At 73.7% G+C, this 16,454-nt stretch carries 1 protein-coding gene (only partly in view); it reads left to right on the top strand.

Every position in this 16,454-nt window falls within one protein-coding gene, locus tag IE260_RS34210, for a hypothetical protein, read on the top strand. The gene is 58,794 nt long; 15,632 of those nucleotides lie to the left of the window and 26,708 to its right, leaving coding positions 15,633-32,086 in view — codons 5,211 (partial) to 10,696 (partial); the first complete codon in view begins at position 2. Both the start codon and the stop codon lie outside the window.

Genomic DNA, 16,454 nt, shown 5'->3' with positions numbered 1-16,454 from the left:
ACCGGCGCCCGGGGAGGCGGCGGTCACCGGTGCGCCCCGTGGCACGCGGTACGACCCGGCGAAGGAGGCCGAGGCCGCTCGCCGTGTGCTCGTCACTCTCGTGCAGGGGCTGCACCGGCAGCCCGGCAACCTGAACCTGGCCCTGGTGGCGCCGGTGGTTCGCGGCCGGTCCCGGCCCGACGAGACGTGGGACGCCGTGGTCGGCTTCCTCGCCGCCTCCTCGGAGCTGCGCGGCCTGGTGCGCTCCGTCACCCTCACCACCCTGGACGGGGAGCCGTCACGCGCCGTCGACACGGTCGTGCTGCCGAGGTGGTCCCGCCGGCTGCTGCTCACTCTCCCCGGCGCCCCCCGGGACGGACTGGCCAGCCATGTGCTGCCCGCCCGTCTGCTCGACCCGGCCGATCTCGTGGAGGACTCGGAGGAGACCGCGGGCGAAGGGCCGCACGCGCGCCGGACCCTGCCCGGCGGTGCGCCGTCCCGTCGCGAGCGCGCGTCGGCGCCGGACGTGTCACCTCTGGCGGGGCCGTCCAGACAGCGCGGGACCGAACGCGCGGACGAGACCCAGCGCCTTGCCGGCCGGGCGACGGCGCCGGGTGGGCACCAGTCCGGTGCGGACGCCGGTGGGCGGCGGCTCTGGGCCTCCGCCCCGCACGCGCCGGCGCCGGCGGTGCCCTTGCCGCTCGACGAGCAGACGCGCGAGCGCGTACTGACGTCCCTGAACCGACTGGAAGTGATGACGGGGACGGCCCGGCCCTTCACCCTCGACCTCGTCAGGGAGCACGTTGCCAGGGAGTTCGGTACCGCGGTCACAGCCGAGGCACTGGCGGCCCTGGAGGGGGAGTTCGCCCGGGCGTGGCCTCGACGGCTGCACGACCCGTCCGACACCTCCCCGGCCGCCACCCCCACGACCCTGGACTGGAGGTACGCGGTAGCCCGGGAGTTCGCCTGGAAGAAGGGCCACCTGGAGGCCCGGCGCGGGACGCTGGTGGCGAACAGCCGTGGTCAGTCACGGGACTTCCAGGCGACCGTCCAGGAAGTGCGGCAGAGCCGTGCGCGGCTCTCGCAGACGGAGGTGGACGCCTGGGACGCCGTGGGTATGCGGTGGTCGCTGCAGGACGCGCTGGCGGCCGCAGAGGCGTACCGCCGCGGGGACGCACGCCACGTGGCCGGCTTGGCACCGGCCCCCGACATCACGAGGGTGGACATCGGTCATCCGGCCACGTTCAACCTCACGGCGTGGATCAGGACCCTGTTGCACCGGGCCCCGCTGACCGGGACCGAGGAGGCCGAGGTGAGGCGGGCGTTCGGTCACACGTGGGCCGAGCGAGTCCTGCGGGCCGACCGGTCCCGTCCGTCCAGCGGTTCACCGCAACCGGGGCCGAGCGCGCCGCTCCTGTCCGGGCACGGGCCCGCTGAGGAGGCCGGTGGCCGGCGGATCTGGGCCTCTTTCGCGTACCCGCCGGCGCCACCGGAGACGTTGCCGTTCGACGACGGGACGCGCGAGCGCGTACTCGCCTCCCTGAGCAGGCTGGAGATCCAGGCAGGCACGCGGCGGCCCTTCACCCTGGACCTCGTCAGGGAGCACTTCAGATGGGTGCTCGAAGTCGATGTCACCCCCGAGGAGCTGCAAGCCCTGGAACGGGAGTACGGTCGGCGCTGGCCTCGACGGCTCCAGGGGCCGTTGGATCCGTCCATGGTTTCCAGCCCGGCGCGGGCGGAGACCGCCGGGCGGGACTGGCGGGACCGGGTCTGGACGGGGCTGGCCGACGTGCGGCGGCCGGAGCCCTCGCTGTGGGACGAGGCGGTCGGCGCCGAACAGCGGCGCGAGCTGTTCGCCCATCTCGACGCCGTCGGACGTGCGGACACGGACATCACCTTCGGAACCGTCGCCGACTGGATGCGGGACCGCTTCGGGCTGAGCCTGGGGCGCGAACAGCTCGAACGGTTGCAATGGGAGTACGTGCAGGATGCTTCCGCGCGCCTCGGGGGGCCACAACGGAGGTTCACGGAGGAGCAGTACCTGCGGGCGGCGAGCGACTACTTCGAGGCGGCCGGTCATCTGGAGGTGCCCAGGGCGCACATGGCCGGTGAGGTCCCGCTCGGCCATCAGATCGACATCCTCCGCAAGATGGGGCCACGGCACCTGGCTCAGCAGCAGGTGGACCGCTGGACCGCGGTCGGCATGAGGTGGCTCACCAAGGACGCCCTCGAAGCCGCCCGCGTGTATTTGGCGGGACGGGACGTGCCACAGGGGCCTCCGGCCGATGCCGAGATACGTGCGGTCCAGGTACCCGACTGGAAGGCCGGCCGGTTCGATCTGGCGCACTGGGCCAGGGTCCTGCGCTTCGCCTCGTCCTTCGCGCTGCCCGGCCGCCACCGCGCGGACATCCGTGAGGTGCTGGGTGCGGCCTGGGCGGACAGCATCCTGCCGCCGACGGGGAAGCGTGCGAGGTACGTCGCTCTGCGGACATGGGCCTTGGGCGTCGACGAGTCCGTGCCACCGGAGGCGCTGCCCCTCACCGAGGAGGCACTCGACAACACCCTCACGTCGCTGCGCGCGTTGGAGCAGGAGCGAGGGCCGGGGAGGCCCTTCACCGAAGAACTCGTCAGGGACCACATCAGCTCGGTGCTCCGGCTGGCTCTGCCGCCGAAGGCCCTGCGACGCCTGGAGTGGGAGTACGCCCAGCGCTGGCCGGAGCGGTTGCACGTCCCGGCTGAGGCGTCCACCACCCCCGGCCCGACCACCCTGGACTGGAGGTACACGGCCGCCCAGGCGTTCGCGTCCAAGAACCGTCACCTGGAAGTCCCGGTGGGCACGCTGGTGCGGAAGAGGGGCGGCCGGGCGGCCGACCGCGGCAAGCCGGGCGATCTCAGTTCGATCCTCCACCGCCTGCGAGAGGCCAGGCACCGTCTGTCGCGGGAAGATGTCGAAGCCTGGGACGCCCTGGGCATGCGCTGGTCGTTCGAGGACGGGCTGGCGGCGGCGCGGGCCTACCGCGACAGCGCCCCGGAGGGCTTCGCGGTGCCGCCGGCGGACGCCGACATCGCGCGGCTCGACATCGGCCACCCGGCCCCCTTCGACCTGGCGGCCTGGATCAGAGCGATGGCGCGCCGGGCTCCGCTGACCAGGGCCGAAGAGGCCCACCTGCTCGATGCGTTCGGCGACGAGTGGGGTGCTCATGTCATCGACCGGCTGGCAGGCAGGGCACGCTCCGGGCCGGCCCGTGCCGAGCGGGAACCGGGCCCCGGCCCGCAGGACATGTCCCCGGACGAGAGGGAGGAGCTCTTCGGCCCGACACCGGAGCCGGAGCCGGGTACGTCCATGGCGCCCATCGACGTGGACGCCATGGACGAGGAGGCCGCCGCACCCGTCGAGCCCGGGGACTGGCGTACCACGGACTGGTTGTCCGACCCGCGGCCCCAGGGCTTCGAGCGGCCCTACTGGAGGGAGTGGCCCACCGCGGACCAGCAGCGTCAGTTGTTCCAGTACCTCAGTGAACGCGAGGGCCTCCGGGAGACCGACACCTTCGGCTCGGTGGCCGGCTGGGTGCAGCAGCGCTTCGGCCTGAACCTGGGCCCGGCGCAGGTCGAACGGCTGCACTGGGAGTACGCGCAGGCCACCAGCCGCCTTCGGTTCCAGTACGACGGCTCCGACTTCACCGAGGAGCAGTATCTGGAGGCGGCGCTGGACTACTACCGGGTGAACGGGCACCTGGAAGTGGCGTTGCGGCACACGGTCGGCACCATGCTGCTCGGCCACCGCGTCACAAGGGTCCGAGGCATCGGGCCCCGGAACCTGCCCCAGGAGACGGCGGACCGCTGGACCGCGGCCGGCATGCGGTGGTCGACCGACGACGCCCTCGAAGCCGCCCGCACCTACCTGGCAGGGCGGCCGGTGCCGCAAGAGCCGCCGCCCGACTCCGAGATCCAGGCCCTAGAGGTACCCGGCTGGCAGGCACCCCGCTTCAATCTCGCCCGCTGGGTCAAGACCCTTCCCTTCGCTACCCGGCGTGCCCTGGACGACAGGCAGCGTGCCCTGATCCGGCAGGTCCTGGGCGACGCGTGGGCCGACCACGTCCTGCGCGAGGGCCGCGGCGCGCGGACGTCCACCGAGCAGGTCTGGGCCCAGCGGGTCGTGGGTGCCGCCCCGGCGGTGCAGATGCCCTTTGACGACGAGACGCGTGAACAGGTACTCACCTCCGTGCGCGCGCGGGAAGTGCGCGCCGGGTCGAACGCGCCCCTCACCCTGGAACAGGTCAGGCGGCACGTCACGCGGATGCTGCAGCGCGAGCTGGCGCCCGAGGTGCTGGAGAGACTGGAGTGGGAGTACGCCCAGCGGTGGCCGGAGCGGCTCTACCTCGCGGGCACTGTCCTGCCCGTCCGCTCCACCCTGGACTGGAGGTACCGGGCCGCCCAGCAGTTCGCGGCGACGGAAAGGCATCTCGAGGTGCCGGCGGGGGCACGGGACCAGGACGAGCCCGACCTCAACCGAGCACTTCAGCGGCTGAGGGACAACAGGTGGCGCCTGTCGCGGGAGGACGTCGAGGCATGGGACGCGCTCGGCATGCGCTGGTCGTTCGCGGACGGGCTGGCGGCGGCGCGGGCGTACCGCGAGAGCGCCCTGGAGAGCTTCGCGGTGCCGCCGGCGGACGCCGACATCGCGCGGCTCGACATCGGCCACCCGGCCCCCTTCGACCTGGCGGCCTGGATCAGAACGATGGCGCTCCGGCATCCGCTGACCAAGGACGAACACGAACTCCTGCTCGCGTCGTTCGGCGAGGCGTGGGGCGCCCATGTCATCGCACGGCTGGCCGGAGCAGCGCCGTCCGGGCCGGCCCGTGCCGCGCAGGACCCGGGGCCCGGCTCCGGGAACGCGAGACAGCCCGCCCCGGTGGCCGAGCGCCCCGCGGGGCAGGAGCCGCCCGGTCGCGCGCCCGCGCCCGCGCCGTCCACCGCCGTCCCGGCCCGCCTGGCCCGGGACTGGAGATACGTGGCCGCCAGGACCTACTTCGAGAAGGCCGGACATCTGGAGGTGGGGCACCGGACGTGGGTGCCGGGCACCAACGACAGGCTCATGGACCTCGGACCCGCGATTCGGCGGCTGAGGTCCAGCAGGCGGCGGTTGTCGCAGGCGGAGGTGAACGCCTGGGACGCGCTCGGCATGCGCTGGAATATCGAAGATGCGCTGGCCGCGGCGCAGGCGTACCGCGACAGCGCTCCGGAGGGCTTCGCGGTGCCGCCGGCGGACGCCGACATCGCGCGGCTCGACATCAGACACCAGGCCACCTTCGACCTGGCGGCCTGGATCAGGGTGGTGCCGTTCAGTGGTCCGCCGAGTCTGGAGCAACAAGCGGCGATCCTGGAGGCGTTCGGTCAGCGGTGGGGCGAGTACGTCCTCAGCCACTGGAGACGGCAGCAACCCTTCCAGGTCACCGGAGAGCCGACCGCAGCCCCTCAGGCCGGAGGCCCGCTCCCGGGTCCGGTGGACCGTCACGCTCCCGTTGCGCCCGAACAGCCCCAGGGCGACGAGATGCAGGTGGACCCTCTCCCACGGCAGGCTCCGGAGGAGGGGCAGTGGCAGGGCGACGCGGAGATGACCGGGGCCGGCGAGGAGTTCCGTCAGGAGGACCGCCTCGACTCTGCCCCGGAGGAGTTCCCGTTCGGTGTGCCGGACGTGGACGTGGACGTGGTCGCGCAGGAGTGGCTCACGGGGTGGTCGTGGCAGGGCGACGCGGGGATGACCGGCGGCCTGGGGGAGCCCGGTCCGGAGCACCTTGTCGACTCTGCCCCGGAGGAGTTCCCGTTCGGTGTGCCGGACGTGGACGTGGACGTGGTCGCGCAGGAGTGGCTCACGGGGTGGTCGTGGCAGGGCGACGCGGGGATGACCGGCGGCCTGGGGGAGCCCGGTCCGGTCGGCCTCTCCTACCCGTATCTGCCGGAGCCCGAGTTCGGTGACATGGGCGTGGACCCTCTGACGGGCGAGCCCCTTCCGCAGTGGTCGTGGGAGACGGCCGCCCTCGCCGAAACGTCCGCCTGGGAGCCCTTCACCCAGGAGCAGCAGGCCGGAGGGACGGCCGGCACTCGGGGGCACGACGGGACGATGGCGGGCCTCCAGCAGGACACCGAGACGGTCACGGTCATGGAGGCCCGCCTGCGCCGTGAGTTCACCGATCACTTCGACACACTGGTGACCCAGGCGTCCGGTTTGCTCCGGCCGGCTTCGCTGCTGGGCTCGGACGAGGAGACCGAGCGGCTCAGGCAGGCGCAGCAACGCGCGGTGCTCCAGATCGCGGAGGAGTACGGCAGAACGGGCAATCACGCCTGGGCGGCGGTCGTGGCCGACCAGCTCGCCCAGGCCGCACCCGGCATCAGGTCGGACGGGCAGGGCCTGCCCGGCGGTGTCCCGCAGGGCACGGCGGCCACGCCCGCCCGCAGGACGAACGTGCCGCAGCGGATCCACGACCGCGTGGCCAGTGCGGTCCAGCGCGCCGCCGTACGCACCGGCGTCCCGGTCGACCGCACCGGCCCGCTGACCGACTTCTTCGTCGCGGCGGCCGCGCGCACCTGGCACGACGACTGGCCGGTCGACGACCTGGTCGCCGTCGTGATCGCCGACGCGCGGTGGGCGCAGCCCGCGTCGGCCGGGCTGTTCGACGCGCTGACGCAGCCGGCACACCGGCACGTGCTGCGGGCGATAAGCGTGAACCGCGCCCTGGGTTCGGTGCTCCGCCTGCGGCCCCAGCACCTGGAGGTCCTCTCCGGGTCCCCGGCGCTGTGGGGGGCCCTGAGCGCGCTGCCGACGTACCACCTGGAGCGGTACGAGAACCGCCCCGAGTATCTGGACGATCTGCTGGCCACCGACGCCGACGGCCGACGGCCCCTGGTGGAGGCCATCGAGAGCGGGTCGCGCGCGTACACCCGGCTGCACGAGATCGTCGGACTGGCCACCCGTCTGAACCGCGACTTCCCGCACATCCTCGCGCTGGCGGGCACCGGTCCCGCAGGAGACATCGTCGCCGCCCTCCCTGACCTCGCCGCGGTCGTGGCGGCCGCCCCGCTGGAGAGCGTGCGGGCGTTCGCACACGAGTGGACCCTCGCCCGGTCCCTCTTCTGGAACGCCAGGACACCCGCCCCGGCCGCCGTCGATTACGCGGCGCTGTTCGGCAACCGCAAGCTGCGGGCGCGTCTGCAACTGCACTCCGACCAGACCTGGCTCGTGGTGCGCTCGCCGAAACTGCTGGCCGCCGTCACGCAGAACCTGGACCTGCTGAACGTCCTGGACCGCAGTCCGCGCCTGGTCGACGTCCTCGAAGACCTGCCCGCCGTGACCGAACGCCTCGCCGGGAGCCCTGCCCTGCTCAACGCCGCGGCGGACAATGCGGCGGTGGCCGACTGGCTCTCCCGGGACCCGCACCACTTCGACGCCGTTCCGGACGCCGGCCTGTTGAAGGCGCTCCGCGCGGCGACGGAACCGGAGCCGGCCGTCGCGGTGGCCCGGCCCGGTGAGGACGACGATCTGTCACGCCTGCGCACGGCCCTCCCGAACCTGGACCTCGTCCTGACCGCGGCACCGGAGCTGACCGCGGTGCTGCGGCGCGACGCCGCCCTCGTGCAGACCCTGCTGGACCATCCGGACCTGCTGTCCGAACCGCACGAGTACCGGCGTCTGCTGAGCCCGGACGTCGAGCGCCTGCGCTCGCTGGTGCGGCCGGGCTCGCCGCTGCTGGCGCCGCACCTCCTGCGGGCCGCCCTGCGGCACAGGAATCTGCGTGACTGGTTCCTGTGGTACCGCGAGGCCGGCGCGTATCCGGTGGGCAGCCCCCAGCGGGCCCTGGGGGCCGCCGCGCAGGCCGATCCGCTGGTGGGCGAGATGGTGGCCAGCCAGTCGGCGGTGAGCGAGGCCATCACCAACAGCGGCGAGATGATGGACTTCGCCCTCCTCCTGGGGCCCTGGCAGGTGCGCCGCAACGACGAGCGGTTCTTCACGCACCTCTGGGTGGCCGGGTTGTTCGACGTGCTACGGCGACAGCCCGATCCCGCACAGTTGATGGACGTCCTCTTCCGCAACGACGGCGCGCTGATCAAGCTCGCCGGACATGACCGGCGGGTGATGGACGCACTGGACCCGAGGGCCGTCGCCGTGCTGCACGCCCACCCGACGGTGCCGGCGGAGCTGGCCTCCCGGCCGCCCTTCGTCCTGTCCGCCGTCCACTGGCGCCGGTTCTTCGGATCCGCCGAGCTGATCGCGGGCCTGAGCCGCAACGAGACCCTGCTGAGTCTGCTGGCGTCCGCGCCGGAGGTCCTGCGCGAGGCGATCGCGCGCCCCGGCTTCGTCGCGGCGATGGAGAACCCCGACTTCCAGGAGGCGGTCTCGGCCGTCGCGGCGCAGCGCAGAGCCCAGAACGCGAAGAAGAAGAACAAGAACAAGGCCTGGGTCCGCAAGCTGGAGGAGGCGGTGACGACCCATGGCGGTGGCACCGGGCTGTCGCCGGAAGGCGTCACGCTGACGGCAAACGCCGCACGGTGGGGCATGATATGGCGCTCCCCGGAGGAGGTGATCAGGCAGACGATCGAGGAACTGCCGGCGCGGACCGAAGAACTGCGGGCCCGTTACCTGCTCGTCCTCGACCGGGTCCGGCGCAACCCGCCCCTGCTGGCGGCGGCCCGGCGCAGCGTCGCCCTGGGCGCCGCGCTTTTCACCAACCAGGAACTGCTCGAAACACTGGAGGTGAGGCCCAGGCTGCTGGAGCGCCTGGAGGACGAAGCCACCTCACTGCTGGTGGCAATCTACGCCAGGCCCAGACTCACCGCGGCGCTGCGGACCAACGACTACCTCTACGGGTACGTCATGCACGAACCGAGCGCGGTCAGCGTGCTGATCGCCTACCCGGTGTTCGCCCAGGACCTGTACGTCAATCCCGAGTTGGCCCGGCTCTACGCCTTCAGCCTCGACACGTACAACAGAGCCCGCCGCGACCCCGCCCTCGAACGCCTGGCGCGCGTGACACCGGACGTGGCCAGAGTCCTCGCGGACGGCATGCCGGCCGCGACGGTGCTGATGAGGAGTCGTGGCCTGACCGCCCGGCTGTCCGCATTGCTGACCGACGGGGCTGAGGGCACCACCGTCATCCGGGCCGTGGTCAGCGGCCTTTCCACCGCCCAGGCCGTCGCGGACGACCTCGCACTCACCGAGACCTTGCGGGAACTGCCCGCCCTGGCGCGGGCCGTGGCCGATCACCCGGGGACGTTCACCGACGTGGCCCAGTTCCGGCGCTTCATGGGCCAGACCGAACTCCTGCGGGAACTGGGCCGGTACCCGGACCGCTCCGACGTGGTCCTGCGCTCGGCCGAGCTGGTCGAGACCGCCGTCCAGAACCCCGCCGTGGTGGCCGCCCTGGCGGCGGACGACGGCCTCGCCGCGCTGCTCGAACGCCCCTCGTCCGGCCCGGTCCTGCACCAACTGCTGCGGGCGCACCCGCACCTGGCGACGCGCCTGGCGGTGAGCGCGGAACAGGGCGACCACTCCCTGCGGACGGCGTTGGGCGCCGTGCGCGGCCTCGCCCAGGCCATGAACGAGCATCTCTCCGTCGTACGGGACATCATCGAGTCCCCCTGGCTGGAGCAGGCCCTGCTGCGCGCCCATGGACTGGTCGGCCACGCCGTGGCCGGCAGCGCGCTGTGGAGGGCGGCGCACGCCGCCCGGGAGTTCGCCGACGCGCTCACCCCTCCGCTGGTGCGCCGGCTGGACGGACGTGAGGGGCTGCTGCGCCAGATCACCGAGCGCCCCCAGGACGTGGCCGGCATCCCCGCGGCGGAGCTGCGCCGACTGCTGACGAACACGGGTCTCACCCGGTTCCTCACCGAACAGCGCCCGTTCGCCGAACGTTTCCTGGCCACCCCCGCCTGGCGGGCGCAGGCACTGGCCGAACCGGACTTCACCGACACGCTGCGGAGGCTGGCCAGACAGCCGGAGGGCCTGCGTCCGTACCTGGAGGACCCCACGGGCGACCTCCTGACGGCGGCCGTGCGGCCCGCCACCGGCGCCGGCCGGACCGGCCGGACGGCACCGGACGGCACCCGGGGCGATGCCGCCGGCTCGGCCCGCGCTCCGCAGGGCACCCGGGCGCGGGCGGCCGGCCCACGGACCGCCGGCACGAGGGCGCCGGTCTCCGTGTGGGCCGAGGCGCTGGCCTCCGTACCGGAGGCGGCCGATCTGCTGCTGAGCCCGTCCGCGGCGGAAGCGGCCGGTGAACTGGGCCGCAACCCGGAGCTGCTGCCGCTGCTCCTGGGCGCCCCCGCGGTACTGGAGAACCTGACGGGGGAACCCGCCGCCTGGCGCGACTACACCTTCGGCACGTTCCTGGCGTCCGGCGAGGACCGGCCGGAAACCTTCGAGACCGACTTCCACCACTGGCTCGCCGGCCTGGGCGCCGTACTGGAGACGGACTACCACACCCGGGTCCGGGACATGGCACAGCGGGTCTGGGACCGGGCGCGCACGCTGCGCGACGCGGCAAGGGCCGAGGAAGCCGCCCGGGTCGCGGAGCGGGTGGCCGCCTTCCAGCCGCACCGGCCGGAGACCTGGGAGTACAGCGGCCGCCTGGTCTACGCCCGGCACGTCCGCGCGGAGCACCTGTCACCGGGACAGTCCCGGGTACTGGCCGAGGTCGCCGACGCGCGGCGCCGGCCACGGGAGAGCGAGGTCCGGGCCCACCAGGCGCTCCACGTCCACCTCGACGGCGGCAGCGGCGGCGCCTCCTTCGCCTACGTCCTCGCCGGGGACGGCCGGGTCGACACGCTGGTGTACGCCATCAGTTCGGTCCGCCAGGGCAACAAGTACCAGTGGGACGGGCACGGCAGCCGCTACGTGGACGGCCCGCTGGAGATCGACGCGGTGCGCAACGAGCCCGCCCTCGTCACCTCCACGACGCTGGTGCGCGAGGCAGCCGAACGAGCCGCGCGAGAGGCCACGCAGCGCAAGGGCAAGGACACGACGAGGAGCGCCGCGGGGGAGCGGCGTCCGGCCGGTGACGCCGGGACGCAGCCCCTCGATCCGGAACTGGACCGGCTCGCGGCCGCCCTGGCCCAGTACCACGCGGCGGTCCTCGCCCAGGACACCGCCCGCCCGTCGCGGGACAAGCGGGCCCAGGCACGTGAGCAGGCCAGGACGGCCGGCGCGCTCAAGACCGCACAGCAGACGCTGCGGGACCTGGGGCTCGACCCGGACCACGTCACCCGCCCGGACGCCACGGAGACGACGGGCCGGCCCGCGGCGGGGCGCGACGAGGCACTGATCGAGCTGGCCGGTGACGAGCCGGCCCCGGCGCCGTCCGACGCCCCTCGCACGGGCAGGTCCAAGCGACGCAAGCCCGGCCGGGGCGGCAACGCCCAGGAGACGGCCGCCGTGGCCGAGGGGACCACCACCGGACAGCCGGCCGGTCCGGCCCGCCCCGCCACCCTTCCCGCGAGCGCGGTCGGGCGCCTGGAAGCGGCCCTGGCCGAGACGGACATACCCGCCGAAGCCCGGCTGGCGGTGCGGCGCACCCTCTTCGCCGCCGCGCAGCGGTCCGGATGGCACGACGCCTGGCCGGCCAGAACCCTGACCGAGATGATGGTCGCGGACGTCAGATGGCTCGACGAGGCGAACGCCGAGGCCGTCACCCGGGTCCTGCAGCCCGACGCCGTGCACCTGGTGGAGCGCGCGCTGCGGGTCGACGGCCTGACGGACCTCCTCTTCGCACACCCCGACATGCCGGAGGTGCTCGCCTCCTCACCGTCCTTCCTCGACCGGCTCGAAGTCATGCTGGAGGAGTACGGGGGCGACGCCGAACGCCTGGTGGACAACCCCGATTACCTCGACGCCTTCCTGATGAAGCACCCCACCCGCGGCAGGGAGATCGTCGAGGCGATCGAGAGCGAGGTGGTATGGGCGAAGGACCTCCTGCTGTACCCGTCCATACCCCACCTCCTCAACGGCCAGATCGACCTGATCCGCGTCGTGATGGATGCGCCCTACCGGACGCTCGCCATGCTCCTGGATGTCGCGCCGGAGGCGGGGTACGCGCTGGTCCGCGCCGAACGCCCGGTGCACCAGGCGCTCTCCCTCTCCGAGGACTGGGCACTGATCTCCGCGCTCGTGGCGGTGACGCGGGACCTCGCCCCGGTGCCCGTCGACTACCGCAGGCTGTTCGCCCACCGGGAACTGCGCAGGGCGCTGCACGCCCATGCCGACCAGGCCTACGTGCTCGTCCGGGTGCCCGCCCTGCTCGACCTCGCGATGAGGGACACCTCCGTCCTGGACGCGCTCGCCGCCGACCCGCTCCTCATCGACGTGCTGTCGGACGTGCCCGGCTTCGCGGCCAGACTGGCCCGCTCCAAGGAGCTGATCGCCACGGCGGTGGGCAACCCGGCGGTCGCCGAACGGCTCTCGCACGATCCGCGCGCCTTCGACGGCGTGCCCGACGAGATGCTCGCCACGGCACTGCGCGACGCCGGCCCGCCCCCGCCCGTCGCGGGCCCGGAGGGAGAGTCCGCCGACCCCGCTCTCGAGGTCGTGCTCGCCGAACCCGGTGCGACGGCGGCGGTATGGCAGGAGGAGGAGCTGCTGGAGGTGCTGCGGAGCACCCCCCGGCTGCTGGCGTACCCGCACGAGTACCGCAGGCTGTTCAGCCCGGGGAGCCACGAGGTCAGGGAGCTGGTGGCCGACGGCAACGAGGTCCTGCTGCGACCCGGCGTCCTCACGGCGGTGCTGCGCCACGGCACCCTGCGGTCCGAAATCGCCAGTGGCGGCGGGGACGACGTCCTGGAGCGCATCGGCAGGGCGCTGGACCGCGCTCCCTGGCTGACGACCTCGCTCATCACCAATCCGGCCGTGGCGGAGCGCGCCGTGATGATGTCCGGCCTCGAGGCCGCGGCCGCGACGCTGGCCCGCACCCGGTCCCGGCTGGGCCACGACGACCGGCTCATCGCGGTCATCAACCACTCGGGCGTGCCGGACATGATGAACCGGCTGAGCGGCACGAGGACCCTGGAGACGGTCCTGCTGCGCCACGACGGCGCGCTGCTGCGGCTGCTCAGCCGCAACGCGCACGCCGCCGTCGCCGTCGGCAAGAGACAGCTGGCGAACCTGGCCCCGTACGGCAAGCTCGTCGACGAGATCGCCGCACGCTTCGGCACACCCCTCTCGGTCCAGCACTGGCAGCGCCTCTTCGACACCCCCGAGCTGCTCGACGCGTTGGCCCGGCCGGACCACGCCCTGGCCCTGGACCTGCTGCTGTCCGCCCCCGAGGCGTTCGCCGAGGCCGTGGCCCGGCCGGACTTCGCCGCACGGCTGAACGACGGCACACTCGACGCCCACTTCGCCCGCGTCTCCGAGCAGCGCAGGACGCGGAAGAAGAAGAGCAGCCGGGCCTGGGTCACCGCACTCCTCGACGTGGTGCGCAGTGTCGGCGAGGCCGTGCTCTACCCGGAGGGCATCGCCCACCAGCGTGGGGACGACTGGCTGGTCTCGTCGCTCTCGAAGCCGCACGACGAGGCGATGCGGGACCTCGACACGCGCAACCCCGACCTCGGCCCCCTGGAACACCAGTGGGTCAGGCACGTCAGCGAGGCGGTCCGGGCCGACCGGTGGCTCATGGACCTGGCCCACGGACGGGAGGCGCTCGCCGTCGGTCTCTACCGCAACACCGAACTCCTCGAAACGCTCCGGGCCCGCCCGGCACTCGCCCGCCTGTTCGAGGACCACTCCGAGAACGTCCTGCTTCTCCTGGTGTCCAGCGAGTCGTTCACCCGCGCCCTGCGGGACAACGACTACCTCTACCGGCTGTTCCTGACCGACCAGCACACACGCGCCCGCATCATCGGCACGCCCGAAGCCATCCCTCACTACGTCGGCAATCCCGAACTGAGCAGGCTCCTGCTGTTCGCCTACGACACCTACTACTTCAAGCTGCCGGAGGAATCGGACGCCGATCTCGTCCACCAGAGCCCGGACGCCGCCCGCGTCATGGCCGACGGAGGCCCGGTCGCCGACGCGCTGCTGGCCGAGCCCGCACTGCGCCGGCTGCTGGCGGACGAGGCGGTCGACGACGTCGGGCGGACGGTCATCCGCGCCGTGGTGAGCAGCGCGGAGATGGTGCGGGCGGTGGCGCGCCACCCGGACCTGCTGGACACGCTGGCCGACGTTCCGTGGCTCGCGGAGGGGCTCGCGGACAACCCCGGCCTGCTGCCCGACGCGGCCGGCTACGCGGCCCTGCTGAGCAACGAAGCGCTGATGCACGCGTTCACCACCCACCCCGGCCAGGTCAGGGAGGTGCTCTCGGACCAGGAACTGACGAGGACGGCGATGGCCTCGCCGGCGGTCGTGGCCGCCCTGGAGTCGGACGAACACCTGGCCCGGCTGCTGGCGCACCGCCCGTCGGTGCACCGCCTGCTGCGCGAGCAGCCCTCGGTGGTCGTGGACCTCGCCCGCGGCGGCCACGTGCTGCGCCGGGCCCTCACCTCGGTCCGCGACCTGGCCGACACCCTGGCGGACTTCCCGGGGACCATCGCCGAACTGCGCCGCGCGCCGTGGCTGCTGGACGCCCTGCTGCGCAGCCACGCCCTGCTGCGGCACGCCGTGGAACGCAGCCCCGTGTGGGCGGCCGCCCTGGCGGGCCGGAACATCGCCGAGGCCCTGACACCCCAGGTCGTGCGCCGGCTCGCCACCCGAGCGACCTTCCTGACGGTGCTGGCCGACCAGGCGCGGGCGGTCGGCGCGATGGCCGGCGAGGACCTGCGGCGACTGCTGGCCAACGCGGACCTGACGCACTTCCTGAACGGGCAGCCGGTCTTCGCCGCGCGCTTCCTGCGGACCCCTTCCTGGTACGAACAGGCGCTGCGCGTGCCGGACCTCACCACCACCCTGCGCGCCCTGGCGAGCGACGCCGACGGCTTCCGGGCGCTCGCCGAGGACCCCTCGCCCGAGCCGCTGCTGCGCGCCCTGTCGACCGCGGCCGGCCCCGCACGGACCAGCGCGGCCCCCGCCCAGCGGCGCCCCGCCCAGGACACGGGCCGGGACCGGTCGGGCGCCGCCCGCAAGCAGGGCGCGCGCCCCGCTCGCGGGTCCGTCTGGGCCCAGGCGCTGGCGTCCGTGCCCGAGGCCGCGGACCTGCTGCTCGGGCCCGCCGGCGGCGAGGTCGTGGCCGCGCTCGGCGGCGCCCCCGAACTCCTGCCGCTGCTCATCGCGGCTCCGTCCGTCGCCGAAGACCTCGCCCAGCGCCCGTCCTCCTGGCCGGAGTACGCCTTCGGCACGTACCTGCGCGGCGAGGACCGGGCCCTGGAGAGCTTCGAGAGCGACCACCAGAACTGGCTGGACCGTGCCGGCGTGGTGCTGACGGGCGACTTCCACGGCCGGGTCGCCGAGGCGGCCCGCCCGGTGTGGACCCGCGCGCGGGAGGAGCGGGAGGCCCGCCGTGCGGAGGAAGCCACCCGGACCGCCGAGCGGCTGGCGTCCTTCGCCCCCCACCGGAGCGACACCTGGGAACTGAGCGGCCGGCTCGTGTACGCCACCCATCTGCACCCGGACCGCCTCGCGCCCGAACAGCTCCGGGTACTGCGCCGGGTCGCCGGGGGAGAACTGCGTCCCCGCGAGAGCGACGTACGTGCCAACCGCGCCCTGCACGTGCACCTGGACGGCGGCAGCGGCGGCGCGTCGTTCGCCTACGTGCTGGCGCCCGACGGCCGGGTGGACGTCCTGGTGTACGCCCTCAGCACGGCCCGCCAGGGCAACATGTACAAGTGGGAGGGGCACAGCGGCCGTTACGTCAACGGACCGCTCGACATCGACGCGGTCCGCAACCACCCGGCCCTGGTGGCCTCGGTCGCCCTCGTGCGGGAGGCGGCCGACCGGGCCGAGGCCCAGACGCGGGCCGCGGCCGGCAAGGGCAAGCGCAAGGACGCCGGGACCGCCGCCACCGCGCCCGCCGCGAGGTCCGCCCTCGCGGCCGACCCCGAGGTGGTCCGCCTCGTGGACGCGCTGACGAGGTACCACGCGGCGCTGGCCGAGGAGCGGGCCGCGCAGAGCAGCCACAACACGCGGACCCTGCCCAGGGCGCGCGCGAAGCTGGAGGAGACCCGGGGCACACTGCGTGAGCTGGGCCTCGACCCCGAGACCTACGGCGAGCCCCCGCTCACCCTGGACGCCGCCACCCTGGACGGCCGGGCGGCGGACCCGGTCCAGGAGCACCGCGGACCGGCCGCGCGGACCGTTGCCGACGTTGCGGCGGACACCCGTCGGCCGCGGCCCGCCGTCGACGTCCGTCCGCTGCTCGACGGCACCGGGAACGTCGTCGGACTCGACCTCGGCGACGGCGCGCACGAGGGCCCCGCCAACGGCACCCGACTGCTGGACACACCCGACGGCTTCGTGCTGCGGTTCGCCTACGATCCGGCCCCGCCGCCCGCGGAGCCGGCCG

Source organism: Streptomyces viridiviolaceus, assembly GCF_014650995.1.
GTDB classification, from domain to species: domain Bacteria; phylum Actinomycetota; class Actinomycetes; order Streptomycetales; family Streptomycetaceae; genus Streptomyces; species Streptomyces viridiviolaceus.
This window is presented reverse-complemented; position numbering and strand designations above follow the sequence as displayed.